Consider the following 25,554-nt stretch of genomic DNA (forward strand, 5'->3'; position numbering starts at 1 on the left):
TCCTCTCAGTATTTGCCGCCCGCCACCGCCGGCGCCCCGTGCCGGGGGCCGTACGGCGCGTGCTCCAGCCAGGATCCGCACCACGGCAGCACGGGCGCCAGGGCCGCCGCCGCGCGCTGCTTGACCCGTACGGTCCGGCGCCGGGGCCGCAGGTGATCCAGTGCCGCACCGGCGGCGGCGCTGTTGAACAGGCCGGCCGCGCGGCGTACTTCGGCGAACTCGGCGACCGCCCCGGCCGTCCCCGCCGCGACGGCCTCAGCTGCCGCCGCCGCGTCGGCGATCCCGCTGTTCATGCCGCGCGCCCCGAACGGCGGAAAGAGATGCGCCGCCTCCCCGACCAGCAGCACCCGGCGGTGCGAGTCGGTGAACGAGGCCGCGACCTTCCTCAGGAAGCGGTACGTCGACACCCACAGGATCCGCTCGCCGTACCCGTCCCCGACGACCGCGGGCAGCCATCGCCGTATGGCCTCCTCGGTGCCGTACTCCTCCTCCGCGTCGTCGTCGCGGCACTGCAGGTCCACCTGGAAGCCCCCGGTGAACGGCACCCGCATCACACTGCGCCCGCCGACCCCCGGATGCTCGTAGTGGAAGACCCGTTCCAACGGCAGCTCGGCGCCCGGGACGTCGGCCACGTCCACGACGACGTGGAAGCCCTCGCCGTGCGTGCCCTGCATCGCGATGCCCAGCTCGCGCCGGACGGTGGAGCGGGCGCCGTCGGCGGCCACGGCGTACGCGCCGGTCCACGTCCGCCCGTCCTCGGCGGTCAGTGTGACGCCGGCTGGTGCGGTGCGTACGGCGGTGACATGGGCGTCCCACACGAACTCCACCCCGGCCCGCTCGCAGGCCGCGCGCAGGAAGCGTTCGGTGTCCACCTGGCGCAGGCTGGTGAAGGGCGGGAGTCCCGGAGGGCCGGGCGGGGGCGGCGGGAAGGTGCGGGAGTACACCTCGCGGCCCCGGTAGAGGGTGCGCTTGGTCTGCCAGGTGCGGCCGTACGAGGTGATCTCGGCGGCGATCCCCGGCCGCATCCCGTCCAGCAGGCCCAGGGTCTCGCGGTGCACGAACAGGGCCCGGCTGCCCGGCCGTTCCCGGTCCTTCGGGTCCGCTTCCAGCAGTACGACGTCCAGTCCGCGCGCCCGCAGCCCGAGCGCCGCCGACAGGCCCACGGGGCCGGCGCCCACCACGACGACCGGGTTCACGCGCGGACGCCCTCGGTGAGCATGCGGGTGATCTCCACCCGCTTCACCTTCCACGTGGCGGTCATCGGCAGCTCCTCGAACCGCCACTGCCGCGGCTCGGCCATCGCGGGCAGATCCGCCGTCGCCTCCCGCCAGCGCTCCGGATCCAGCGGCCGCTCGCCCCGCACGCACACCACCGGCACCGGCTCACGGTCCGCGCCGGGCACGATGACGACCTCGCGCAGCTCCTCGAGGCGGGACATCAGCGTGTCCTCGACCTCCAGATTGCTGTGCACCGCGTCGATCCGGTCGATCTCCCGGTCGACCAGATGAAGAGCCCCCAGCCGGCTCCGGTACCCCATGTCGCCCATCTCCCACCAGCCGTCGTCGAGCTGCCGGTCGTAGCGGTCCTGCATGCCGAGGTAGGTGAGGATGCGGCCCCTGGTGCGGGCCTCGATCCGGCCGACGGTTCCGGGCGCGACCCGCCGGCCCTCGGCGTCGGTGACGCGGACGCGGGTGAAGCCGGGGATGCCGGTACCGACCCGGCGGCCGTCCGCGCGGGCGGCGCTGCGCCGGGTGAACCACTGGAACGCGACCGGGCCCGTCTCGCTCTGCCCGTACAACTGGATCAGCCACGGCGAGCGGCGCTTCGAGGCGTCCAGCAGCCGCCGTACGGTGCGCGGGTGGATGGCGTCGAACGTGGAGCCGTAGGACCGGACCCGTGACAGCGGGGCGCCGGGCGCGTCGGCCAGCTCCTCCCACAGCACGAAGGTGTTGGGGTGGGTCTCGACGATGCCGGGGCGGTGCCGGACGAGCAGCGGGGCGACCCTGTCCGGCGCCGGGTCGGTGATCAGCACGAGCGGACTTCCGAAGTGCAGCAGGACGCCGAGCAGATGGTAGAAGCGCGAGTGCACGAAGGACATGTGCAGCGCCGCCGTCTCCCCACGGGTGGGCCAGCCCATCGCCTGCTGCGGTACGAGCCGGTTCCACATGGTGTTCGCGCAGTGCACGGCGAGCTTGGGCAGGCCGGTGGTGCCCGAACTGTGGGTGATGAGGGCGGGTTCGCGGGGGTGGAGCCGCACGGGGGCGGCGGGTTCGGCGCCGGCGTACTTCTCCAGGGGGTCGGCGCCGGGGGCGTCGTCCACGGACAGGGTGCGCCCCGCGGGCAGGGTGACGTCCGCGAGCGGGCCCGCCAGCTTCGCCCGGTCGGTGATCAGCCAGGGCCGCCGCAGCCGGGCCAGCAACTCCCCGGCCACCAGGCCGGCCAGCGTGGGGGACAGCAGTACCGGGACGGCACCTATCCGGGAGACGGCACAGGTCAGCAGGACGATGTCCACGTTGTCCGTCTTGTGGACGGCCACCTGTTCGGCGGGCCTCACGCCCGCCGTCCACAGCTGGCCGGACAGCTCGTCGACCACGTCGGCCAGCACCCGGTAGGTGAGGTCGGTGCCGAGCTCGGGACGGACGTCGAGCGGCCGGTCCAGGGTGACGAAGACGGCTCCGTGTCGGTCCGCCGCGCGCCGGAACACCGGGCCCAGGTAGAACCCGCGTTCGGTGGGGAGGGGTTGCTGCGGCATGTGCCTGTTCCTCTCGGATATGTCTGTCACGCCTTGCGTGTTCGGCATGGTCACCACGCGCCTTGGCGGACCAGGTGGCGGCGGAGCTTTCCGGTCGGGGTGCGGGGCAGGGACGAAACGAGGCTGACGCCGCGGGGGACCTTGAAGGCGGCGAGGTGTTCGCGGGCGAGCCCGAGGAGGTCGGTCTCCAGGCAGGCCGGTGCCGGGGTGAGGGGGACGACGAAGGCGCGCAGCCGGCTCGCCCCGTGCCCGTCGGTGACGGCGGCGACCGCGACCTCCTTGACCGCCGGATGGGTGCGCAGTACGGCCTCCACCTCCAGCGGGGAGACGGTGATGCCGCCGACCATCTCCATGTCGTCGGCGCGGCCCAGGTGCCGGTAGGTGCCGTCCGGTTCGCGGAGCGCCCGGTCACGCGTGGCCAGCCAGCCGCCGACCAGCGTGCGTTCGGTCTCCTCGGGCCGGTTCAGATAGCCGGACGTCACCGTCGGCCCGCGCACCCACATCTCGCCCTCCTCCCCGTCCGGCACCGGGTGCCCGGCCCGGTCCCGCAGCTCGACCTCGAAGCCGGGTACGGGGCGGCCGACGGTGCCCGGGCGGTTGTGCTCGAAGCCGTTGGCGCAGAAGGCGTGCCCGGCCTCGGTGGAGCCGATCTGCTCCAGCACGGGCGCTCCCAGCAGCTCGGTGACCTGGCCGCCGAGCCGGTCCGGCATGCCCTCACCGGCCGACACCGCGGCGCGCACGGAGGCGAAGCAGGCCTCGTGTCCGCTGCCCCGGTCGGTCACCAGGGCGGCGTACGCGGACGGCACGGAGTAGAGCAGGGTCACCCGATGCCGGGCGACGAGTTCGTCGACGGCGGACGGGGTGGGGCGCCGGGCCACCAGGACGGCGGAGGAGCCGGAGAAGAGGGGGAAGACGAAGGCGTTGCCGAAGCCGTACGCGAAGTACAGCTTCGACACAGACAGGGTGACGTCGTCCTCGGTGATCCGCAGCAGCCGCCGGCCGATGAGGTCGTAGTACGTCTTCGGGTCTCCGTGCGTGTGCACGACCCCCTTGGGGCGGCCCGTGGTGCCGGAGGTGTACTGCACGTACAGGGGGGTGTGCGCGTCGACCGGGTGGGCGGGGGCCGGTTCGGCGGCCGAGGTGAGCGCGACGAGCTGATCGGCACCGAGCCGCTGCCGCCGCGCGAACCGGTCCACGGTCTCCTCTGACTCCTCGAGCCCGGGTCCCGTCACACACAGCACCGCCCCGGTGTCCTGGGTCATGAACGCGTGGTCGGCGGCCGGGAGTTCGGGGTTGACCAGGACCGCGACGGCACCGAGACGGGCGACGCCGAGGAAGGCGGCCACCCAGGCGACGCCATCGGGCAGCGCGAGCAGCACACGGTCCCCGGGCCGCACCCCGTGCTCCGCGAACACCGTGGCCGCACGGGCCGCGAGATCGTGCACCTCACCATGGCTCCACACCTGATGCCCCTGGTGAAAGGCGGCCCGGTCGCTCCAGCCGCGCCGCTTCGCGAGGTCGGTGAGGTGGGCGGCGAGGTTGCCGGGGGGTTTGGCGTCGGTTGGGGATGGGGTGGGGTGGGGGGTGATGGTGGGCGTGGTCGTGGGCGGCCGCGGGGTTGACTCGGCTGGCGTGGTGGTGGGCGAGTGCGGGGCGGTCTGCCGGGTCTGCGCGGTCTGTTCGGTCCTCATCGGGTGCCCTCCTCCGCGACGGCCGGAACGGTGGTGGACTCGCGGTGGGCGTTGGTGTGTGCCGGTTCCTGGGCCGGGGTTCGGCGGCCGCCGGCCGCTACCGGCCCCGCGGCGGGCACGACGGCGGGCTCGCGGTGGTCGCCGCTCCACGCCGGCCCCCGGACGGGAGCCCGGCGGCCGACCGCAGCCGCCCCTGCTCCCGCTCCCGATCCCGCCCCCACCCCCGCCTTCCGGGGCATCTGACGCGCCCCGCCCCGGGCCACCGCGGCCTCCCTCTCCCGGCCCGCTCCCAGTTGTGCCGGAACCGCCTCCGCTTGCTCCCCGGGCACCCCTGCCCCCGTCCCGGTGTGCTCCCGCAGGGCCCGCATCTGGGCCGCCGTCTTCAGCAGCATCTCGTCGTACTCGGCGACCGGGTCGGAGTCGAGGACGATCGCCCCGCCGGCGCCCAGGTGCAGCTCTCCGTCGGCGAGAACGGCCGTACGGATGACGATGTTGAGGTCCGCGCCACCGCTGCACCCCAGATAGCCGAGGGCGCCGGAGTACACACCACGGGCCTCGGTCTCCAGGGCGTCGATGATCTCCAGGGTGCGCAGCTTCGGCGCGCCGGTCATCGAGCCGCCGGGGAAGCAGGCGCGTACACAGTCCAGCGCGTCCGTGTCCTCGCGCAGCCGGCCCTCCACGGTGGAGACGAGCTGGTGCACGGTGGCGTACGTCTCGGTCGCCATCAGCTTGGAGACCCGCACCGTCCCGGTCCGGCAGACCCGGCCCAGGTCGTTGCGGAGCAGATCGACGATCATCAGGTTCTCGGCGCGCGTCTTGGCGTCCGCCGCCAGCGCGTCCCGCAGCCGTGCGTCCTCCTCCGCGCCCTCGCCGCGCGGCGCGGTGCCCTTGATGGGGCGGGCCTCGGCGACACCGTCCCGGGTGATCCGCAGGAACCGCTCGGGGGAGGACCCGGCCACGTCGAGGTCCCCGAACCGCAGGAAGGCCGCGTACGGCGCCGGGTTGACGCGGCGCAGCACCCGGTAGAAGTCGTACGCGTCGGACGGGGCTGGTAACCGGGCGGCGTTGGTCAGGCAAACCTCGTAACTGGTGCCCGCTCGCAGCTCCCTCTGACAGGACTCGATGTCCGCGAGGTACGTCGCCCGGTCGCGGACCAGCCACGGCTCGGCCGCCTCGGGGTCCGTCTCGCCCGGCACGGGCAGCGGCGGCCGCTCGGTGGCGACGAAGGTCAGATGGGCGAGCGTGCTCTCCAGCCAGTCCGCGGCTTCCCTGGCTGCCTGCGGGGTGTTCTCCGCCAGGCAGACGGCGTAGGTGAAGCCCTCCTGGTGGTCCACCGCGATCAGCCGGTCGGCGAACAGCCAGCAGGCGTCCGGGGTCCTGGCCCGGTGGCGGTTCGGCGAGCCGCAGTCGGCCTTCGTCTCGTAGCCGAAGTAGCCGACGTAGCCGCCGGTGAAGTCGAAGGGCAGCCCCGTGGCATCGACGTGACGGTTCGCCAGTTGCCGTTTGAGGTAGTCGAAGACGCTGGCCGCGACCTTGCGCGGGGGCCGCCCGGCCCGCTCGATCTCACAGCGGCCGGTGTCGACGTCGTACCGTACGAACTCGGCGAGCGGCCCGCTGTCGTCGCCGAGGAACGAGAACCGGGACCGCCCCTCCTCGACCAGCGAACTGTCCAGCCAGAACGCGCGCGGCGAGGCACCGTACAGCCGGGTGAAGGCGGCCTCCGTGTCGACCGCGCCGGCGATGCGGCGGGTGTGCAGCCGGTAGGCGATGGGGGCACCTCCCGCGCCCTTGAGGCAGTGGGGGAGGCCGGCGGTCCGGGGACGGGGCGGTATCAAGGTGCGGCTCCGCCGCGTGGGCGCGACCGGCGCCGGCGATGCGGCCGCCGCCGACGCGGGCACCGCGGTGTTCTTCGTACGGGGCTTGCGGGCCCGCTCGGCCGTGAGGTTGCGGAAGTTCACGAGGATGCGGTGGCCGTACTCCGTCAGGACGGACTCGGGATGGAACTGCACCCCCCACAGGGGCCTGTCCCGGTGCCGCAGCCCCATCAGGACGCCGTCCTCGGCCCAGGCGGTGGCCTGAAGCGTCTCGGGCAGCGGCTCGCGCACGGCCAGCGAGTGGTAGCGGACCGCGGTGAACTGCTGCGGCAGCCCCTGGAACAGGTCCCGCCCGTCGTGCCGCACCGTGGACAGATGCCCGTGCCGGGGCTGCGGGGCGGGCTCGATGCGGCCCTCTTCCCCGAGGGCGATGCCCTGGTGGCCCAGGCAGACGCCGAGCACGGGAAGCGGGGACGCGGCGAGCAGCCTGGCGCTGATGCCGAAGTCGCGCGAGGTGCCCGGGTGGCCCGGACCCGGCGACACCACCACATTGTCGAAATTGCCGGGATCCGCAAGATCCGGAATCGCGTCGGCCGGGGCGTCGTTCAGGATCACCACCGGCTCCTCACCGTTGACCTCGGCGATCAGTTGGAACAGGTTGTACGTATACGAGTCGTAATTGTCGATGAGCAGGGTCTTCACCCGCCCACCTCCTTCGATCGATCTCGGACCTACGCGGTCCGTCGCTTGTGCCGTCCGCGGAGCGCCTGGAGCGGTGGATACAGCCATTTCCGGAAGAAGCGCTGAAGGCGCGGCATGAGAATCCAGGTGACAAGAGCCGTCACACACAGACACAGCAGCAGTGTGCGGAAGAGTGCATTGAGGCCGTCCAGATAGGGGAGAATGGTCAGATTGAACAAGAGCACCGGCGGGAAAACCGCGCTCATATTCACAAACCACAACTTCCACTTGGACGGCGGAGCCGGCGGCGCGGGCGTGGCCGTCTGCCGGTCGAGCCACATCTTGGAGCCGCGCACCCTCCGGCGTTCCGTCACCCGGGCGAACACCTCGGCCCGGGTGTCCAACTGTGCCCGAGCGGTCGAGTTCTCCCAGGCCAGCGCAGCACCCTCGCTGGCGAAACGATAGATCACATGCCACTCCGCCTCTCCGCCGACGAGTACGCCACCCCCCATGAACCCCGGTTCCCGGGCGCTCGCGCCCAGCAGGGCCCACCCCCAGGAATGGAACTCGTCCTCGCGACCCGGCACCACGTGAAAGGCCACGGTGATAGTGACGGGATTACTGGTCACGTAGTCGAATACGGAAAGGGAACCTCGCGCGTTCAAGGTTGAACCAAGATTTTCGAGTGTCCGAAACAAACCTCTTGGTCAGTTTTCTGACGGTACTTGCGGTAAGTTATTACGTGATTCTTACGAGGCTCCGTGAAGCGCTTGCCGAAAGGCTTGGAAAATGCTCAGACTCGGTATTCCGCTCCGTGCAAAAAGAAGTCACCGCCCACTCGATTTACCACCCGGCGTCGGCTGCACTCGAGCACGGCGCTCACCCGCTATCCCACGAGGGAACCCTGCTGGGCCGCGAGGGCACGCTTCCTGCCGCATGTGATCCTTTGACGGCCGTCCGCCGAAGGCGCGTCGGGGCCGACGGCGTGCCCCGGTGGCCGGCTCACACCCCGAGCACGCCCCGCAACTGGGCCAGCCCCCAGTCCAGATCCTCCTTCCCGATCACCAAGGGCGGCGCGATACGGATCGTCGCCCCATGTGTGTCCTTCACCAGCACCCCCCGCTCCATCAACTGCTCGGACACCTCCCGCCCCGTGCCATGCCCCCGGGCGATGTCCACCCCGGCCCACAGCCCCCGCCCCCGCACCTCCGTCACCCGCCCGGTCCCCGCCAACTGCCCCAGCTCCCGGTGCAGATGCGCGCCCAGCTCCGCCGCCCGCTCCTGGAACTCGCCCGTCCGCAGCATCGCGATCACCTCCAGCGCCACCGCACACGCCAGCGGATTCCCACCGAACGTCGACCCGTGCTCCCCGGGCCGGAACACCCCGAGCACCTCGGCCGACGACACCACCGCCGACACCGGCACGATCCCGCCCCCGAGCGCCTTCCCCAGGACGTACATGTCCGGCACCACACCCTCGTGCTCGCACGCGAAGGTGCGCCCCGTACGCCCCAGCCCCGACTGGACCTCGTCCGCCACGAACAGCACGTTCCGCTCCCGCGTCAGCTCCCGTACCGCCGGCAGATAGCCCGCCGGGGGGACCACCACCCCCGCCTCACCCTGGACCGGCTCCAGCAGCACGGCCACGGTGTTCTCCGTCAGCGCCTCCCGCATCGCCGTCAGATCCCCGTACGGCACGATCGCGAATCCCGGCGTGTACGGCCCGAAGTCCGCCCGCGCCTCCGGGTCGGTGGAGAAGCTGATGATCGTCGTCGTACGGCCGTGGAAGTTGTTGCCCGCCACCACGATCTTCGCCATCTCCGCCGGCACGCCCTTGACGCGGTACCCCCACTTCCGGGCGGTCTTCACGGCCGTCTCCACCGCCTCCGCCCCCGTGTTCATCGGCAGCACCATCTCCATCCCGCACAGCTCGGCGAGCTGCGCGCAGAACGCCGCGAACCGGTCGTGATGAAACGCCCGCGACGTCAGCGTCACCCGCTCGAGCTGCGCCTTCGCCGCGTCCAGGATCCGCCGGTTGCGGTGCCCGAAGTTCAGCGCCGAATACCCGGCCAGCAGATCCAGATACCGCCGCCCCTCCACATCCGTCATCCAGGCCCCGTCGGCCGTCGCCACCACGACCGGCAGCGGCTGGTAGTTGTGCGCGCTGTGCGCGTCGATCGCGGCGATCAGGGATTCGTTGGTGCTCGACGTACCCACGGGGCTCTCCGTTTCCGCCACCGCGAGGGCTCGTGTCCCGGCAGTCACGAGGCTCGCGGCCACTGTCCAGTTCCTGCCTTGCGAGTGCTGTGCGGCCCCTTCCTATCGTTGCTCGCATGGTGGACGCGGGACCATCGCTCACCGGCGCGCCCGGTAGGCTGATCGGCGGGCCGTGACTGGCGCGCTGGGATGGACCAACCATCGGGGAGCGGCCCCTGGGCCAAGTCCAGACCGAGTGCCGTGCGCCTGGGCCGTACCGTGAACGCTGCACACGACGTCCGGAGGTCCCCATGTCAGCCGAGCCCCTCTCCACCGAGTCCACCGCCTTCCGTTCCGCCCTCGACGTGATCCGCGCCGTCGAGCCGCGCGTGGCCGACGCCATCGGCCAGGAGGTCGCCGACCAGCGCGAGATGCTCAAACTGATCGCCTCCGAGAACTACGCCTCCCCGGCCACCCTCCTGGCGATGGGCAACTGGTTCAGCGACAAGTACGCCGAGGGCACCGTCGGCCGCCGCTTCTACGCCGGCTGTCGCAACGTCGACACCGTCGAGTCCCTCGCCGCCGAGCACGCCAAGGAGCTCTTCGGCGCCCGCCACGCCTACGTCCAGCCGCACTCCGGCATCGACGCCAACCTCGTCGCCTTCTGGGCCGTCCTCGCCCAGCGCGTCGAGGCCCCCGCCCTGGAGAAGGCCGGCGTCCGCCAGGTCAACGAACTCTCCGAGGCCGACTGGGCCGAACTGCGCCGCGCCTTCGGCAACCAGCGCATGCTCGGCATGTCCCTGGACGCCGGCGGCCACCTCACCCACGGCTTCCGCCCGAACATCTCCGGCAAGATGTTCGACCAGCGCTCCTACGGCACCGACCCCGCCACGGGCCTGATCGACTACGAGGCGCTGCGTGTCTCCGCCCGCGAGTTCAAGCCGCTGATCATCGTCGCCGGCTACTCCGCCTACCCCCGTCTCGTGAACTTCCGGATCATGCGCGAGATCGCCGACGAGGTCGGCGCCACGCTCATGGTCGACATGGCCCACTTCGCGGGTCTCGTCGCCGGCAAGGTCCTCACCGGCGACTTCGACCCGGTCCCGCACGCCCAGATCGTCACCACCACCACCCACAAGTCGCTGCGCGGCCCGCGCGGCGGCATGGTCCTGTGCGACGACTCCCTCAAGGACCAGGTCGACCGCGGCTGCCCGATGGTCCTCGGCGGCCCGCTCCCGCATGTCATGGCCGCCAAGGCCGTCGCCCTGGCCGAGGCCCGCCGGCCCGCCTTCCAGGACTACGCCCAGCGCATCGTCGACAACTCCCGCGCCCTGGCCGAGGGCCTGATGCGCCGCGGCGCCACCCTGGTGACCGGCGGCACCGACAACCACCTCAACCTGATCGACGTCGCCTCCTCCTACGGCCTCACCGGCCGTCAGGCCGAGGCCGCGCTCCTCGAATCCGGCATCGTCACCAACCGCAACGCCATCCCGGCCGACCCCAACGGCGCCTGGTACACCTCCGGCATCCGCATCGGCACCCCCGCCCTGACCACCCGGGGCCTGGGCACCGCCGAGATGGACGAGGTCGCCGCCCTCATCGACCGCGTCCTGACCACCACCGAGCCGGGCACGACCAAGTCGGGCGCCCCGTCCAAGGCCGCTCACGTCCTCGACCCGAAGATCGCCGACGAGATCTCCCACCGCGCCACCGACCTCGTGGCCGGCTTCCCGCTGTACCCGGAGGTCGACCTGGGCTGACGCCCATGGCGCTGCGCCGACGGCCTCACAGGTCCAGGTCGATCAACTCCTGACGTGGCCCCTCCCGCGGCGGTCCGGCTCCCTGCCGGTCCGCCGCGCGGCGTATCAGCAGAGTGCCGCCCACACCGGTCGCGAACCCCACGGCCAGCCCCGCCAACCCCCATCCGGCACCATCCGGCACCGGCCCGGACCAGCCGTCCCCGGCCGCCGTGCCCGCGGCGACCACGTCGGCCTCGCCCTCCGACCCACCGACCAGCCGGGCCAGATCCAGCCGCTCGAAGACGGAGCGCGGGGCCCGGTGCCAGCGGATGTCGTCGTCCTCCACGTCCGGCGCGAGATCCGAGCGCACCCAGGGTGTGCCGTCCTCGGCCACAAAGAGCTGGTCCAGCCGCTGGACGGCCACATCTCCTCCCGGCGCCCGGTTCGTCTGCGGCCAGCCACCGACTCCCGTCAGCCCCCAGACCACCGTCATCCGTATCGGCGGATACCGCCCCTCATCCCAGTCCTCCGGCACCCGCTCCGTCCCCACATACGTCGGCTGCAACAGCTGCCAGAGGCGGGCGAACGCCGTCTCGCCGGAGCGCATCGCCGCCGTGCGTCCTGTGCCGCCGGCGATGACCGTGGCCACGTCGGGGACGTCCCGTACCTGCGCCGGGACGGCCGCGGCAGTCGTCGCCGTGCCCCACAGGCTCGCCAGCGCCGCCGACGCCACCGCCACCGTCACGAGCAGCGTGCGCCGCAGCCTTCCTCCCGGGTCGGCGCTCATACGTCCCGCAGCTCCTGCCTCGGCCCCGGCTCGCCCCGCAGACGGTCCAGCCGCAGTCGGGTGGCGAAGGGGCGCAGGAGCAGCGCCAGCACGGCGCCGGCCGCCGCGCCCGGCAGGGCCCACCACCAGTCGGTGCCGTCATCCGACCCCGACCCGGATCCCGGCTCTGATCCCGGCGCCGCCTGGGCCGGGGATGCCTCGGTGCCCTCGGCTGCCTCGTCCGTCCCGGGCGCCCCCGCCGATGGGGCGATCCCCTTATTTCCTTCCGGGGAGGGCTTGCCCATCAGCCCCAGCTTGGTGAGCAGGGCGCGAAGCCGGGTCGGATGTTCGGCGCGGTGCCAGATGCCGTTGGCCGTGTTGCCCAGGTTCTCCGCCGTGTGTATCCAGACGTCCTTCTCGTCGTGGCTCGGGTAGACCCGGTCCAGGCGCCAGGGCATCACGTCATGGACCATCCAGGTGACGTTGATCTGGCGGGCTGTCGTCAGGTTGGCCTCGGGCGGCTTGTCACGCGTGCCCTTGCCCCGTGCGCCGAGCAGCTGGTCCAGCTCTTCGTACTCCTTGTCGGAGCGGTACAGAGAGGCCGTCTGCGTGCTCTCCGGCGAGACCAAGAGCACGCTCGTCGGTCCTCCCGCCGACGCGGGGGACGCGGCTCCCCACAGCAGCAGGGCGAGCGCCACCGCCAACCCCTGGGTTAGCGCCATGAGTTCACGACACCGACGCCTGCGACCACCCCCACACCTGCGCAACCGGTCCCGCAAGCGGCCGATCCCATGTCCCGACATCCGAACCCCCAACCCGAGCGATCCCCGTGCGGCCCGTCCCCGAGCCGCTTGTCACTTCTGGTACACCGCTCGACGCGACTGGGTTCCCACTCCGAAGCACTTATTTCGAGGGCTCTTCGGACGGCCTGCCGAGCGACCGCGCGACCTCCAGCGCCCGCTCCTTCGACGCCACCCCTTCCAGCCGCAGCGCCACGGCCTCGCCCTCGGCTCGGTGCGTCCACAGCAGCGTCGGACCGGCCGTCCGCTCCTCGCGTGCGTAGCGCTCCCCGCTCGCGTCCACCAGCCAGAACGTCAGCAGATGCGGTCGGGCGAACCACAGGGCCGTGTCGGACGCGGTGCCGGTCGGCCCGTCGGGGCGCAGCGAGAGCCATTCCGGCGGTTCGCGCACGGCCTTGGAGAAGCCGAGGTCCAGTCTCGCCCGGCGCTCGTCCAGCCGTATCGTGCGCCCGTCCTCGCGCCAGCACAGGCTCACCATGAGCCGTCCCCCAGGCTCACCTGTCACGGTCACCGCGTCCGGAGTGCCCAGCTCCTTCGGGACCAGCGGCTCGAAGCCCGCCCGGCGCTCGGCCTGGGCGAACGACATCGAGTGACCGCAGCCGGGGACCTCGGCGCCGGGTGAGGGCACCGCCGACGGGTCGTACCGCACCTCGACCCCGGCGAAGTCGAACCAGTCGAAGACCGCCGCCCGCACCGGAGGCGTGAGCACGAGCACCGCCAGCAGGCCGCACAGCGCCGCGGTCAGCGAACGCCACCGCACCCGCGCCCAGCGCCGCACCGCCCGCAGCCGCTCGGCCGCACCCGGCGGCTCGGCCACCGGCACCGCCGTCTGCTCGGCGAGTATCTGCGCCAGCACCCGCTCGACCATCGTCTCGGCGCCGTCCTCGGCGTCCGGCGCGTCCAGCGAGCGCCCGAGCGCCCGCAGCTCCTCGGGCAGCCGTGCCGGGTCGCCCTGCCGACCGTGATCACCGGCACGTCCACCGGCGGGGCGCCCCCTGTGCCGACCGGCGCCCTCACGGCCGTACCCACGCCGTCCGTCGCTCCCGTGCGCCTCCCGGCCGTCATCGTCGTCAGGCCCGCGTGCGTCAGCCATGCTCATCACCCCCTTCCCGAGGCTCGAAATCCGGCAGCAGCCGCCCCAGCTTCCGCAGTGCGCGGTTCAGCCGGGACTTCACCGTGCCCCGGGGCCAGCCCAGGGCCTGGGCCGTCTCCGACTCGTCCATCTCCAGCAGATAGCGGTAGGTGACGACCAGGCGGTGCTCCTCGCTGAGCTTGTCCAGGGCGGCCTGGAGCGCGGCGCGGCGCTCTATCTCCAGCGCGGCCACCGCCGGGTCCGCCGACTCCGGTATCAGCGGCTCCGCCTCCACGAACGCCGCCTCGCGCCCGGCGAGCGTGCGCTGGCGGGCCGCCGTGCGCACTGTGTTCCTCGTCTCATTGGCCACGATGGACAGCAGCCATGGCTTGAACGCCGCGCCGTCCTTGAACCGGCCCAGCGAGCAGTACGCCTTCACGAAGGCCTGCTGCACCACGTCCTCCGCGTCCGCACCCGCTCCGAGCGCCGCGGCCGCCCTGAGCGCGATGCCCGTATGGGCCCGCACCAGCAGCGCGTACGCCTCCGGCTCCCCGGCGCGTACGCGTGCGATCACCGCGGCCTCATCGACGATGCGGCCCCCCTCCCGCGTTCTCACACTCTTGTTACACCGCCGGGGACGGATCGGTTCCCATCTGTTTCCGCCCAGTTCCGGAGCGGCCCCCAGGACCTGAGAGAATGGTGGACATGGCCTCTGATCGTCCCCGCGTGCTCTCCGGAATCCAGCCCACCGCAGGCTCGTTCCACCTCGGCAACTACCTCGGCGCCGTCCGCCAGTGGGTTGCCCTCCAGGAGTCCCACGACGCGTTCTACATGGTCGTCGACCTGCACGCGATCACGCTCCCGCAGGACCCGGCCGAGCTGCGCGCCAACACCCGCCTGGCCGCCGCCCAGCTCCTCGCGGCCGGACTCGACCCCGAGCGCTGCACGCTCTTCGTCCAGAGCCACGTCCCCGAGCACGCCCAGCTCGCCTGGGTCATGAACTGCCTCACCGGCTTCGGCGAGGCCTCCCGCATGACCCAGTTCAAGGACAAGTCCGCCAAGCAGGGGGCCGACCGCGCCTCCGTCGGGCTCTTCACCTACCCGATCCTCCAGGTCGCGGACATCCTGCTGTACCAGGCCAACGAGGTCCCGGTCGGCGAGGACCAGCGCCAGCACATCGAGCTCACCCGTGACCTCGCCGAGCGTTTCAACGGCAGGTTCGGCCAGACCTTCACCGTCCCGAAGCCGTACATCCTCAGGGAGACGGCGAAGATCTACGACCTTCAGGACCCGTCGATCAAGATGAGCAAGTCGGCGTCCACGCCGAAGGGCCTCATCAACCTCCTCGACGAGCCCAAGGCCACCGCCAAGAAGGTCAAGAGCGCCGTCACCGACACCGACACCGTCATCCGCTACGACGCCGAGAACAAGCCGGGCATCAGCAACCTGCTCACCATCTACTCGACCCTCACGGGGACGGGAATCGCGGAACTGGAGCAGAGCTACGACGGCAAGGGCTACGGTGCGCTCAAGACGGACCTCGCCGAGGTCATGGTCGAGTTCGTGACGCCCTTCCGGGAGCGCACCCAGCAGTATCTGGACGATCCGGAGACGCTGGACTCGATCCTGGCCAAGGGGGCGGAGAAGGCGCGCGCCGTCGCCGCGGAGACGCTCTCCCAGGCGTACGACCGGGTGGGCTTCCTGCCCGCCAAGCACTGAGCCCGTTCAGCGCTGCACATCACTACGGTTGCGCCTGCCCGCAGCACGGCCGTGGCCGTACAGTCGATAGCCGAGTGGCTGCCACGGCGGCCACTCACGCCCACCAACAGACGACAGGAGACGACGTGGGGACCGTAACGATCGGCGTGTCGATCGCGGTCCCGGAGCCTCACGGCAGCCTGCTCCAGGAGCGGCGCGCGGGCTTCGGCGACGCCGCGGCTCACGGCATCCCCACGCATGTCACGCTGCTGCCGCCGACCGAGGTCGACTCCTCGCTGCTGACCGCGATCGAGGCGCACCTGGTCGAGGTCGCGGCCGCCGGGCGCCCCTTCCCGATGCGGCTGTCCGGCACCGGGACCTTCCGGCCGCTGTCGCCGGTCGTCTTCGTCCAGGTCGTCGAGGGCGCCGAGGCCTGCACCTGGCTGCAGAAGCAGGTCCGCGACGCCTCCGGGCCCGTCGCACGCGAACTGCAGTTCCCGTACCACCCGCATGTCACCGTCGCCCACGGCATCGACGAGGAGTCGATGGACCGCGCGTTCGAGGAACTCGCCGACTACGAGGCCGGCTGGCCCTGCACCGGCTTCGCCCTCTACGAACAGGGCGCCGACGGCGTGTGGCGCAAGCTGCGCGACTTCCCCTTCGGGAGGTCGGTGGTGCCGCCGCAGGCGGGGCATGTGGAGCGCGGGTCGATCCCGACGCCGTAGAGGCGCTTCAGGCCGGCAGGCGACGCAGCAGCCCGCGCGGCGCGTGCCGCAGCGCCGCCATCACCAGCCTGAGCGCGCCCGGTACCCACACCGTCTCCGAGCGGCGCCGCAGGCCCAGCTCGATCGCCGTCGCGACGGCCTCCGGGGTGGTCGCGAGGGGAGCCTCCTGAAGGTCCGCGGTCATCTTCGAGCGGACGAATCCGGGGCGTACGACCATGACGTGTACGCCGGTGCCGTGCAGGGCGTCGCCCAGGCCCTGGGTGAAGGTGTCGAGGCCGGCCTTGCTGGAGCCGTAGATGAAGTTGGCCCGGCGCGCTCGCTCGCCGGCGACCGAGGAGAGGACGACCAGCGAGCCGTGGCCCTGGGACTGGAGTGCGCCGGCGCTGACCAGGGCCGCGGACACGGCGCCCGTGTAGTTGGTCTGCGCGACCCGTACCGCGTTCAGCGGCTCGCGCTCGTCGCGCGCCTGGTCGCCGAGGATCCCGAAGGCGAGCAGCACCATGTCGATGTCGCCGTCCGCGAAGACCTTGCCGAGCACCGTCTCGTGGGAGTCGGGGTCGAGCGCGTCGAAGGCCACCGTGTGCACGTCGGCACCCAGGGCGCGCAGCTCGGCCGCCGACTGCTCCAGGGCGGGCGACGGGCGGCCGGCGAGCCAGACCGTGCGGGTGCGGCGCGCGATCAGGCGGCGGGCGGTGGCCAGCGCGATCTCGGACGTACCGCCGAGGACGAGCAGGGACTGGGGGATGCCGAAGGCGTCCTTCACGACAACTCCTAGGGGCGTGGTGGAGGGTGGTCACAGGGAGAGGCGGCGGGCCAGGTCCGACACGAACACCCCGCGCGGGTCGACCTGAGCGCGCAGTGCGCGGAACTCGTCCACGCGCGGGTACATCGCGGCGAGCAGTTCGGGCCGCAGCCGGGAGTCCTTGGCCAGGCAGACGCGGCCGCCCGCCGTGGCCACGTCCTCGTCCAGCGCGTCCAGGAAGGCGCCGAGGCCGGGCAGGGCGGCCGGGATGTCCAGGGTCAGCGTCCAGCCGGGCACCGGAAAGGAGAGCCAGCCGGGGTCGGCGTCGCCGAAGCGCTTGAGGGCGGCCAGGAAGGACGGGCAGCGGTGCTCGGAGACGCGCCGCACGACCCGGCGCAGGGTCTCCTCCTGGCCGTGCCCGACGGCGAACTGGTACTGCACGAAGCCGCCCCGGCCGTGGATGCGGTTCCAGTGGGGCACGCCGTCCAGCGGGTGGAAGAACGTGGCGAGCTTCCGGAGTTCGCCGGTACGCGCGCGTGGCGCCCTGCGGTACCGGAACTCGTTGAACCAGACCGCACTGCGGCGGCCCAGCAGCCCGTCCGGGAGGAAGGCGGGCGGGGCCGGCAGGCGGAAGGGGCGGAAGGCGAGCGGATCCCTACGCGCGCGCGTGCCCTTGCGCAGCGCCTCCATGGGCGCGTGGTCGCCGCGGGTGAGGACGGCGCGCCCGGTCGCCGCGCCGCGCGCCAGCAGGTCGATCCAGGCCACCGAGTAGCGGTAGTGGTCGTCGGCGGCGGCCAGGCGGGCCATTGCGTCGTCGAGGTCCCGCGCGCGCTCCGTGTCGACCGTCATCAGCGAGGTCTGCACCGGCTGGAGCTGGATCGTCGCGGTGAGGATCACGCCGGTCAGCCCCATGCCGCCGGTGGTCGCGTCGAACAGGGGCGTGTCGCGGCCGACGGTGTGGATCTCGCCGTCGGCGGTCAGGAGCTCCAGCGACAGCACGTGGCGGGAGAAGGACCCGGCGACGTGGTGGTTCCTGCCGTGGACGTCCGCGCCGATCGCGCCGCCGACCGTCACGTGGCGGGTGCCGGGCGTCACCGGCACGAACCAGCCGAGCGGGAGCAGCACCTCGATCAGCCGGTGCAGGGAGACACCCGCGTCGCACAGCACGATGCCGCTGTCGGCGTCGATCGCGTGGATCCGGTCCAGGCCGGTCATGTCCAGCACCGTGCCCCCGGCGTTCTGCGCCGCGTCGCCGTACGCCCGCCCCAGGCCCCTCGGAATGCCCCCGCGGACCCCGCAGCCCCGGACGGCCGTCACGGCCTCCTCGTACGTCCTGGGGCGGATCAGAAGGGCGTTGGTGGGGGCGGTGCGGCCCCATCCCGAGACAGAGACGGAGACGGTGTCGGCAGGCATGTCGGTGACCGTAGCGTCCATATGCGGGCGATCACTTCTGAAACATCTACCTCTACCCAAAGTGGGTGATTAATGGGATGTCGCACAAAAGCGGGCAGCGAGTCAAGAACGCGGGCTACGGTCCTGCGCTTTCGGGGCACTCGGACATTGGTCTTTCCCGCGGAGGGCAGAGTCGGATCATGGACTGGCTGAAAAGACTCCCCGTCGTCGGGTCCGCGGTGACCCGGCTGATGACCACGCACGCGTGGCGGTCGTACGAGCGCATGGACCGCGTGAAGTGGACACAACTGGCCGCGGCGATGACGTTCACCAGTTTCATCGCGCTGTTCCCGCTGCTCACGGTGGCCGCGGCGATCGCCGCGGCGACGCTCAGCCAGGAGCAGCAGAACAAGCTGGAGGACAAGCTCGCCGACCAGGTCCCCGGCATCTCGGACCAGCTCGACATCAATGCCCTGGTGGAGAACGCCGGCACCGTAGGCCTCATCGCGGGCGCCCTGCTGCTGTTCACCGGCATCGGCTGGGTCAGCTCCATGCGCGAGTGCCTGCGTGCCGTGTGGGAGCTGCCCGACCCCGAGGAGAACGCCCTCCTGCGCAAGGCCAAGGACGCCGGCGTCCTGGTCGGCCTCGGCGGCGCCCTGCTCGTGACGATCGCGGCCTCCACGGTCGCCTCCGCCCTGATCGGCTGGATCACCCGGCAGATGGGCATCGACGAGGGCGGCTGGGGCGGGATCCTGCTGCGGATCGCCGCGTTCCTCGTGGCCGTACTCGCCGCTTTCCTGCTTCTGCTGTACGTCCTGACTCTGCTGCCCGGCGTCGAGCCGCCACGCCGTCGGCTGATGGTGGCCGCGCTGATCGGCGCGATCGGGTTCGAACTGCTGAAACTTCTGCTCAGCGGCTATATGCAGGGCGTGGCCACGAAGAGCATGTACGGCGCGTTCGGTGTGCCGGTCGCCCTGCTGCTGTGGATCAACTTCACCTCGAAACTGGTGGTGTTCTGCGCCGCGTGGACGGCGACGCAGAGCAAGGACGAGATCGAGGCCGCCGACGAGTCCGGCGAGTCCGAGGACTCCGCCGACAAACCCGAAGACTCCGTCGACGCATCAGAAGGCGCAGCCGCCGCGCCCGGTAGACCCGCCGTCAGGAACGACTCCGACGCCGCACCAGGTCGGGCAGCGGCCAGCGGCGGTTGATCAGGAACGCGCCCGCCGCCAGCAGCACCAGCAGCCCGCCCGTGATCCCGAGCGCCACCCCGATGCCGCTCGAACCGCTCGCGGCCGAGGCGCCCACCGCCGGCTGCGAGGAGTCCCCGGTGCCCCCGGCCTCCTCCCCGGAGGGGTTCGCACCCGGCTGGGCACTGGCCTGCGCCGCGCTCTTCGGCGGCACCAGCTCACCCACCGGCTGCACCTTGCCGGCCGCCTGGAAGCCCCAGTCGAACAGCCGCGCGGTCTCCTTGTAGACCTCGTTGTGCTCCTTCTTCTCCGGGTCCATGACCGTCACGAGCAGCACCTTGCCGTCCCGCTCGGCCACTCCGGTGAAGGTGTAGCCGGCCTTGCTGGTGTAGCCGTTCTTGACGCCGGCGATGCCCTGGTAGACGGGGACGTCGGAGTCGCCGCGCAGCAGCCGGTTGGTGTTCTGGATCTGGAAGGACCCGCGAGCCGACTTGCCCTTCGTGTTCTTCTTCGTCGCGCCCGGGAACTTCGCGGTGACGGTCGAGCAGTACTCCCGGAAGTCCTTCTTCTGCAGCCCGGAGCGGGCGATCAGGGTGAGGTCGTACGCCGACGAGACCTGGCGCGGGGCGTCGTAGCCGTCGGGGGAGACCACGTGCGTGTCGAGGGCCTGCAGCTCCTCGGCGTGTTCGTTCATCTCGCCGACCGTCTTGGCGACGCCGCCGTTCATGGCGGACAGCACATGCACGGCGTCGTTGCCGGAGGCGAGGAAGACACCGAGCCACAGGTCGCGGACGGTGTACGTCTCGTTCTCCTTTATCCCGACCACGCTGGAGCCGGACCCGACGTCCGCCAGATCGGACGGCACGACCTTGTGCTTCATGGTCTTCGGGAACCTCGGCAGCACCGTGTCGGCGAACAGCATCTTCATGGTGCTCGCGGGCGGCAGCCGCCAGTGCGCGTTGTGCGCGGCGAGCACCTCGCCGGACTCGGCGTCGGCCACGATCCAGGAGCGCGCGGTCAGGTCCTTGGGCAGCACGGGGACGCCGCCGGCGAGATTCACCTGAGTGCCGGGCTGCCCCAGCCGCTCGCCGCCCACGGTCGACATGTTCGCCGGGGGAGTGGCCGACGGGCTCGTGCTCGGTGACGGTTTGGGGGCCGCGTAGGAGACGGGCGCGGTCAGCGCGAGGGACGACACGACGGCGGAAGTGACCAGCAGGGCTCGCCTGGTGGTCCTCTTGGGTGCGGGCACGACGGAGAACGTACATGCCGTTGCCACCGAAGTCCCGCTTCGGCCCCCACCCCGCCGGGAGAACCGGACACGCGAAGGCGATACTGACTCCATGAAGCTCAGCCGCCCGGTCTCCTGGTTCCTGCTCGCCTTCGGGGTGTGGAGCTGGGTCATCTGGGTCACTTTCGTCAAAAACCTGATCAAGGACAGCAGCGGGCTCGCGTTCGACGACGGCCGGCCCACGGCGTACTTCTGGGTGCACCTGCTGCTCGCCGTCGTCTCCTTCGTATTGGGGACGGTCGTCGGGGTCATTGGGTTGCGCGGAGTACGCGCACTGCGCCGCACGTCATAGGAACTCGGCCAGGAACCGGGACGTTCACTCGTCACGCAAGGGAAAGGGAACGTCGGCGTGGTCATCGTCTTCGTGCTTGTCGCGCTGCTGGTGGTGTCCGTCCTGGTGACGGGCAACTGGTGGATGTGGCGGCGGCTGTTCCGCGACACGACCCGCGCCCCCGGGTTCGTGCGCCGCGCCGGCGCGGTGGTGATCGCCGGTGGCTGGGCGCTGATGATCGGTGCCCTGGTGGCCGAGCGCACCGGCGCGCCCTTCTGGCTCCAGCAGGTCCTGGCCTGGCCGGGCTTCCTGTGGCTGGCCCTGTCGCTGTACCTGCTGCTGGCCTTGCTGGCCGGTGAGTTCGTACGGCCCCTGCTGCGGCGGTGGCTCGAACGGCGGGCACGCGCGCAGGAGGCCGTACCGGAGCCGGAGCTGGCTCCTGCGGGAGTGACGACGACCACATCGGCGGTCACCGAGCCGGCCGAGGGCCAGTCACCGTCGCAGCCGCACACGCCCGCGTCCGGCGCGGCCCCGACGTCGACGATGACTCCGGCGGCCCCGACGTCGACGATGACTCCGGCGGCCCCGGACCCCACAGCTCCCGACCGCCCCCTCGCCAACCCCTCCCGCCGCCTCTTCGTCTCCCGGGTCGTCGGCGGTGCCGCCGCCGCGGCCGCCGTCGGCACCGTCGGATACGGCACCTACGGCGTGCTGCGCGGCCCCAAGGTGAAGCGGGTCACCGTCCCGCTCGCCAAGCTCCCGCGCGCGGCGCACGGTTACCGGATCGCGGTCGTCAGCGACATCCACCTGGGCCCGGTCCTGGGCCGCGGCTTCGCGCAGAGGGTCGTCGACACCATCAACGGCACCCAGCCCGACCTCATCGCGGTCGTCGGCGACCTGGTGGACGGCAGCGTGAAGGACCTGGGTCCGGCGGTGGCCCCGCTCGCGCAACTCCGGGCGAGACATGGGGCGTTCTTCGTCACCGGCAACCACGAGTACTTCTCGGGGGCCGAGCAGTGGATCGAGGAGGTGCGCCGACTGGGTCTGCGCCCGCTGGAGAACGCCCGCACCGAACTGCCCCACTTCGACCTGGCCGGCGTCAACGACGTCTCGGGCGAGGGCGAGGGCCAGGGCCCCGACTACGCCAAGGCCCTCGGCGACCGGGACAGAACGCGCGCGAGCGTGCTCCTCGCCCACCAGCCGGTCCAGATCCACGACGCCGTCGACCACGGCGTCGACCTCCAGCTCTCCGGCCACACCCACGGCGGCCAGCTCTGGCCCGGCAACCTCGTCGCCGAACTGGCGAACCCCACCGTGGCCGGCCTGGAGCGGTACGGCGACACCCAGCTCTACGTCAGCCGGGGCGCGGGCGCCTGGGGCCCACCCACGCGCGTGGGCGCGGAGTCGGACATCACGGTGATCGAGCTGGCGTCCCGTCAGGCCTGAGGGCGCCACCCCAACAAAAGGCGCTGGGCCGGCGGCAGGCTCGACGCGTACGCGGTCGGCCGGGTCGCCGACTTCCCCGACCCGGACACCTGCGGCGGCCCGCTGGTCGGGACGGGCGCCACCATGAACACCGGATACAGCGGAAAGTCGGTGGACCGGCTGATCACGTCCAGCCAGCGTTACGCCGAACGCGGCGAGGGCGACGAAGGACTTCCGCTCGCTGCAGGAGGCCGTCGCCCGCGACGTCCCCGTGATCCCGCTGTGGCAGGCCAAGGAGTACGTCGTCACCAGCGAGAAGGTCGGCGGCGGCCAGTACCTCTCCCACGGCACCGGTGTCTTCCGCCTCTGGCGCCTCACCCTTATCTGACTCGATCCCGCGGCCTTGACAATCCACCTGGTGATGCAAGGGGGCCGCGCTGCGCTGCACCATGTGACCGAGGTGTGTGCGGGGTGAGGAGCAAACGTGTTGAGACGCAAGGTCTTTCGGCTGCCCCGGCATCCGGCGTCCGTCGGTCTCGCCCGGCGCCGGGTCCGGGAGCACCTGGCCGACTGGGGGCACGGACCACGTGATCCGGCGCTCGACGACGCGGTGCTGCTCGTCTCCGAGCTGGCCACCAATGTCGTACGCCACGGCCCGCTGCTGGAGCGCGAGTTCGAGGTGGCCGTCACCGCGCTCGCCGACGGCTCGTGTCTGATCGAGGTGTCGGACGAGGGCCGACTGGAGCCGCGATTACGGGTGGTGGGGGAGTGGGAGGAGGCCGGGCGCGGGCTGCGTCTGGTGGAGACCCTGGCGGCGGCGTGGGGGGTGTGGAGCCGGGGGCGCCATGGAAAGACCGTCTGGGCGCTCCTCGCTCCGCCGTGACGCTCCGCTAGGAGTGCCGTGAAGCTCCGGGGTGGTGGGTCTCGCCGGGAGCGCGGCTGCGGGTTGATCGTGGCCGGTCGCGCCCACGCGGCGGAGCCGCATGTTCAATGCAGCCCCGCGCCCCTTTGGGTGGGCAGTGTCACCGTTACTCTCAAGCCCTCGCCCGGCGCCGTCCGCACCGCCACCTCCCCGCCGTGTGCCTCCACCACACCCTGCACGATCGCCATGCCCAGCCCGCTGCCCGCACCCCCGCCGGCCCGGAAGAACCGGTCGAAGACGCGCGCCGCGTCCTCCTCGCTCAGCCCGGGCCCCTTGTCCTCGACACACAGCCGTACGACGCCGTCGGCCCGCTCCACCCCCAGCCGCACCGGCGCATCGGTGGGCGTGTGGGTGCGTACGTTGCTCAGCAGGTTGCCCAGCACCTGGCGCAGCCCCGACTCGTCGGCATGCACGAGCAGGGTGCCGTCGGCGCCGACCGTGATGGGCCGCTCGGGCTGCTGCACCCGCAGATCCTCCGCGGCGTCGCGCACCAGGCGGCTCAGATCGACGTTGCGGAGGCGCAGTTCGGGCCGCTGATCGAGCCGGGCGAGGGTGAGCAGCTCGTCGACGAGGCGGCCCATGCGGTCGACCTCGCCGTTCATCCGGTCCCAGGCACGCTTGCGCTCGGCCGGTTCTGTGAGCATCCCCTTGTCGTAGAGCTGGAGGTAGCCGCGTATCGCCGACAGCGGGGTGCGCAGCTCGTGCGAGGCGTCGCCGACGAAGCGGCGGAGCTGGGCCGCGCTGCGCTCGCGCGTGCGGTGCGCCGACTCCACCTGGTGCAGCATGGAGTTGAGGGCGACCCGGAGCTGCTCGACCTCCAGGGTGGCTTCGCGGCTGGAGGGCACGCGCCGGGTCAGATCGCCCTCGGCTATCGCCGAGGAGGTCTCCACCATGTCCTCCAGCGGCCGCATCCAGCGCAGCACGCTGATCATGGTCAGACAGGCGAGCAGCGCCAGCAGCAGGGTCCCGACGGCCAGGTCCATCTTGAGCGCCTTGCCCATGCCCTCGTGCACGCCCTCGGTCGGGATGGCGATCAGCACGACGGTGCCGTCCGACAGTTCCGCCCCGACCATCCGGAAGCGCTCGCCCTCGACGTGAACGTCCCGCGGCTCCTCGTCGGCGGCGAGCGCGACCGGGTCCTTCGCGGCGGCGGCCAGGGCGCGCTGGCGGGCGGTCGGCTCCAGCGGGCCGAGAGCCACCGGCTGCCCGCCGGAGCCGACCGCGACGTACACCATGGACGGGCCCGGCAGCGGATCCGTGTCGCGGGCCGCGCCGTCGTTGAACCTGTCCAGGGCGACGCCCAGTTCGCTCAGGGACTCGATCTGCCGCAGGGTGAACCCGGCGTTCCCGAGCGTGGCGCGCGCGCTCTTGAGTTCGGTGTCGACCTTGTCGAGCAGGTAGAACCGCGCCGTCATCAGACTGACCGCGGTGGCGACGGCGATGCCCAGCGCGAGCAGCGCCACATTGGCCAGCGTCAGCTTGCCGCGCAGCGAGTGGATGCCGCGCCGGCGGCCGACGCGGGAGATTCGGGAGATGCGGGGAAGCCTCATGCCAGCCCGTATCCGACGCCCCGCCGGGTGGTGATCACCGGCGGTCCCAGGGCGTCCAGCTTGCGCCGCAGATAGCTGATGTAGGTCTCCACGACGGTCGAGTCGGGCGGGGTGTGCTCGTACTGCCAGACGTGGCGCAGGAGCTGGTCCTTGGGCACGATCCGGCCGCCGTTGCGCACCAGGAAGCGCAGCAACGCGTACTCGGTCGGGGTCAGCTCGACGGTGCGGTCCGCGCGGCGCACCGAGTACGTCGTCTCGTCCAGCTCCAGGTCGCCGTATCTGAGCGGTGGCCGCTGCGGCAGGACGTCGGCCGGCCGGGTGCGGCGCAGGACGGCCGTGAGCCGGGCGATGACCACGTCCACGTCGAACGGCTTGGTGATGTAGTCGTCGCCGAAGCCGAGGGCGCCGACGATCTCGGCGGGCGAGTCGCGCGCGGTGAGGAAGACCAGCGCCAGGTCCGGGCGGCGCTCGCGCAGTTCACGTCCCAGGGCGCGGCCGTCGCCGTCCGGGAGCATCACATCCAGCAGCGCCGCGTCCGGGCGGGTGCGCTCGGCCAGGGAGAGCGCCTCGCGGACGGTGCCCGCCGTCATCACCTCGAACCGGTGGTAGCGCAGGGCGATGGCGAGGACGTCGGCGATGCTCTCCTCGTCCTCCACGACCAGCACGGTGCCAGAACCCGTCGTCATGCCCCCAGTATCGGCGGGCCCACTGACAACGGGGCGGGCCGGCGCTTTGGAGTTCCTTGAGAGTCATGGCGTACGCATCCCCGCGCGCGGGTGCCGACGCCAATCCTGTTGCCCAGGACCTGGGGGACCAACCGACCGATTAAGGAGCGTTGAA

Annotated in this window: 22 protein-coding genes, 1 pseudogene and 1 riboswitch; of the genes and pseudogenes, 8 read left to right on the plus strand and 15 right to left on the minus strand. The window is 71.8% G+C overall.

Going from position 1 to position 25,554, the window contains the following annotated elements:
• Positions 1–5 precede the first annotated feature (5 nt).
• The 6 genes from ACP4J3_RS00305 to rocD form a co-directional block, all read right to left on the minus strand.
• Positions 6–1,196 (minus strand): FAD-dependent oxidoreductase, encoded by a 1,191-nt coding sequence (locus ACP4J3_RS00305; protein ID WP_426529022.1) that lies wholly within the window; start codon positions 1,194–1,196, stop codon positions 6–8.
• Complete coding sequence (locus ACP4J3_RS00310) at positions 1,193–2,752, minus strand: class I adenylate-forming enzyme family protein (protein WP_426529024.1); 1,560 nt, start codon at positions 2,750–2,752, stop codon at positions 1,193–1,195. Before ACP4J3_RS00310 ends, ACP4J3_RS00305 begins: the two co-directional genes overlap by 4 nt.
• Positions 2,753–2,802: 50 nt before the next feature.
• Positions 2,803–4,443 carry a benzoate-CoA ligase family protein gene (locus ACP4J3_RS00315; protein ID WP_426529026.1) on the minus strand — a complete coding sequence of 547 codons (1,641 nt, stop codon included), beginning with the start codon at positions 4,441–4,443 and terminating at the stop codon, positions 2,803–2,805.
• The gene (gene pabB, locus ACP4J3_RS00320) at positions 4,440–6,959 is read right to left on the minus strand and encodes an aminodeoxychorismate synthase component I (RefSeq protein WP_426529028.1); all 2,520 of its coding nucleotides are present in this window, start codon (positions 6,957–6,959) and stop codon (positions 4,440–4,442) included. Before pabB ends, ACP4J3_RS00315 begins: the two co-directional genes overlap by 4 nt.
• A gap of 29 nt (positions 6,960–6,988) precedes the next feature.
• Positions 6,989–7,567 (minus strand): antibiotic biosynthesis monooxygenase, encoded by a 579-nt coding sequence (locus tag ACP4J3_RS00325; protein WP_426529030.1) that lies wholly within the window; start codon positions 7,565–7,567, stop codon positions 6,989–6,991.
• 373 nt (positions 7,568–7,940) lie between these two features.
• Positions 7,941–9,155 carry an ornithine--oxo-acid transaminase gene (gene rocD, locus ACP4J3_RS00330; protein WP_426529032.1) on the minus strand — a complete coding sequence of 405 codons (1,215 nt, stop codon included), beginning with the start codon at positions 9,153–9,155 and terminating at the stop codon, positions 7,941–7,943.
• Between the two features lie 162 nt (positions 9,156–9,317).
• Positions 9,318–9,414, plus strand: a riboswitch (ZMP/ZTP riboswitch).
• A gap of 31 nt (positions 9,415–9,445) precedes the next feature.
• Here rocD and ACP4J3_RS00335 point away from each other — a divergent pair.
• Positions 9,446–10,894, plus strand: a complete 1,449-nt coding sequence (locus ACP4J3_RS00335) for a glycine hydroxymethyltransferase (protein ID WP_426529034.1) — start codon at positions 9,446–9,448, stop codon at positions 10,892–10,894.
• 25 nt (positions 10,895–10,919) lie between these two features.
• On the opposite strand, the gene ACP4J3_RS00340 is transcribed toward ACP4J3_RS00335, so the two are convergent.
• The 4 genes from ACP4J3_RS00340 to ACP4J3_RS00355 all read right to left on the minus strand — a co-directional run bounded on the left by ACP4J3_RS00340 (position 10,920) and on the right by ACP4J3_RS00355 (position 14,085).
• On the minus strand, positions 10,920–11,660 hold the full coding sequence (locus ACP4J3_RS00340) for a hypothetical protein (RefSeq protein ID WP_426529036.1): 741 nt from the start codon (positions 11,658–11,660) through the stop codon (positions 10,920–10,922).
• The gene (locus tag ACP4J3_RS00345; RefSeq protein ID WP_426529038.1) at positions 11,657–12,361 is read right to left on the minus strand and encodes a hypothetical protein; all 705 of its coding nucleotides are present in this window, start codon (positions 12,359–12,361) and stop codon (positions 11,657–11,659) included. Before ACP4J3_RS00345 ends, ACP4J3_RS00340 begins: the two co-directional genes overlap by 4 nt.
• A gap of 181 nt (positions 12,362–12,542) precedes the next feature.
• Entirely contained in the window at positions 12,543–13,532 is a 990-nt protein-coding gene (locus tag ACP4J3_RS00350) for a hypothetical protein (protein WP_426529040.1), read from the minus strand.
• Positions 13,525–14,085, minus strand: coding sequence for an RNA polymerase sigma factor (locus tag ACP4J3_RS00355; protein ID WP_426529042.1), 561 nt, complete (start codon positions 14,083–14,085; stop codon positions 13,525–13,527). The genes ACP4J3_RS00350 and ACP4J3_RS00355 overlap by 8 nt, the downstream gene beginning before the upstream one ends.
• A gap of 131 nt (positions 14,086–14,216) precedes the next feature.
• Here ACP4J3_RS00355 and trpS point away from each other — a divergent pair, with 131 nt between their 5' ends.
• Both trpS and ACP4J3_RS00365 read left to right on the plus strand, forming a co-directional pair.
• The gene (gene trpS / locus ACP4J3_RS00360) at positions 14,217–15,230 is read left to right on the plus strand and encodes a tryptophan--tRNA ligase (RefSeq protein WP_426529044.1); all 1,014 of its coding nucleotides are present in this window, start codon (positions 14,217–14,219) and stop codon (positions 15,228–15,230) included.
• Positions 15,231–15,355: 125 nt separating this feature from the next.
• Positions 15,356–15,934 (plus strand): 2'-5' RNA ligase family protein, encoded by a 579-nt coding sequence (locus ACP4J3_RS00365; RefSeq protein WP_426529046.1) that lies wholly within the window; start codon positions 15,356–15,358, stop codon positions 15,932–15,934.
• Positions 15,935–15,941: 7 nt separating this feature from the next.
• Here the strand turns inward: ACP4J3_RS00365 and ACP4J3_RS00370 are convergent, their stop codons facing one another.
• Entirely contained in the window at positions 15,942–16,697 is a 756-nt protein-coding gene (locus ACP4J3_RS00370) for a decaprenylphospho-beta-D-erythro-pentofuranosid-2-ulose 2-reductase (protein ID WP_426529048.1), read from the minus strand.
• A 30-nt stretch (positions 16,698–16,727) separates the two neighbouring features.
• A complete protein-coding gene (locus ACP4J3_RS00375; RefSeq protein WP_426529050.1) occupies positions 16,728–18,089 on the minus strand; it encodes an FAD-binding protein in 1,362 nt (453 codons plus the stop codon).
• 179 nt (positions 18,090–18,268) lie between these two features.
• On the opposite strand from ACP4J3_RS00375, the gene ACP4J3_RS00380 reads away from it, so the two are divergent.
• On the plus strand, positions 18,269–19,279 hold the full coding sequence (locus ACP4J3_RS00380) for a YihY/virulence factor BrkB family protein (protein ID WP_426529052.1): 1,011 nt from the start codon (positions 18,269–18,271) through the stop codon (positions 19,277–19,279).
• On the opposite strand, the gene ACP4J3_RS00385 is transcribed toward ACP4J3_RS00380, so the two are convergent.
• The gene (locus ACP4J3_RS00385; protein ID WP_426529054.1) at positions 19,227–20,507 is read right to left on the minus strand and encodes a D-alanyl-D-alanine carboxypeptidase family protein; all 1,281 of its coding nucleotides are present in this window, start codon (positions 20,505–20,507) and stop codon (positions 19,227–19,229) included. The genes ACP4J3_RS00380 and ACP4J3_RS00385 overlap by 53 nt on opposite strands.
• Before the next feature lie 91 nt (positions 20,508–20,598).
• Here ACP4J3_RS00385 and ACP4J3_RS00390 point away from each other — a divergent pair, with 91 nt between their 5' ends.
• The 4 genes and pseudogenes from ACP4J3_RS00390 (at position 20,599) to ACP4J3_RS00405 (ending at position 23,125) form a co-directional block, all read left to right on the plus strand.
• Positions 20,599–20,838 carry an SCO4848 family membrane protein gene (locus ACP4J3_RS00390; RefSeq protein ID WP_426529056.1) on the plus strand — a complete coding sequence of 80 codons (240 nt, stop codon included), beginning with the start codon at positions 20,599–20,601 and terminating at the stop codon, positions 20,836–20,838.
• A 57-nt stretch (positions 20,839–20,895) separates the two neighbouring features.
• On the plus strand, positions 20,896–22,263 hold the full coding sequence (locus tag ACP4J3_RS00395; RefSeq protein ID WP_426529058.1) for a metallophosphoesterase: 1,368 nt from the start codon (positions 20,896–20,898) through the stop codon (positions 22,261–22,263).
• Between the two features lie 15 nt (positions 22,264–22,278).
• Positions 22,279–22,630, plus strand: a pseudogene (locus tag ACP4J3_RS00400) (ABC transporter substrate-binding protein); the annotation flags it as partial.
• A gap of 96 nt (positions 22,631–22,726) precedes the next feature.
• Positions 22,727–23,125 (plus strand): ATP-binding protein, encoded by a 399-nt coding sequence (locus ACP4J3_RS00405; protein WP_426529060.1) that lies wholly within the window; start codon positions 22,727–22,729, stop codon positions 23,123–23,125.
• Between the two features lie 104 nt (positions 23,126–23,229).
• On the opposite strand, the gene ACP4J3_RS00410 is transcribed toward ACP4J3_RS00405, so the two are convergent.
• Together ACP4J3_RS00410 and ACP4J3_RS00415 are read right to left on the minus strand one after the other, a co-directional pair.
• Positions 23,230–24,714 (minus strand): ATP-binding protein, encoded by a 1,485-nt coding sequence (locus ACP4J3_RS00410; protein WP_426529062.1) that lies wholly within the window; start codon positions 24,712–24,714, stop codon positions 23,230–23,232.
• Positions 24,711–25,400 carry a response regulator transcription factor gene (locus tag ACP4J3_RS00415; protein ID WP_426529064.1) on the minus strand — a complete coding sequence of 230 codons (690 nt, stop codon included), beginning with the start codon at positions 25,398–25,400 and terminating at the stop codon, positions 24,711–24,713. Before ACP4J3_RS00415 ends, ACP4J3_RS00410 begins: the two co-directional genes overlap by 4 nt.
• Between the last annotated feature and the right edge of the window lie 154 nt (positions 25,401–25,554).

Source organism: Streptomyces sp. UG1 (genome assembly GCF_049974585.1).
GTDB lineage: Bacteria > Actinomycetota > Actinomycetes > Streptomycetales > Streptomycetaceae > Streptomyces.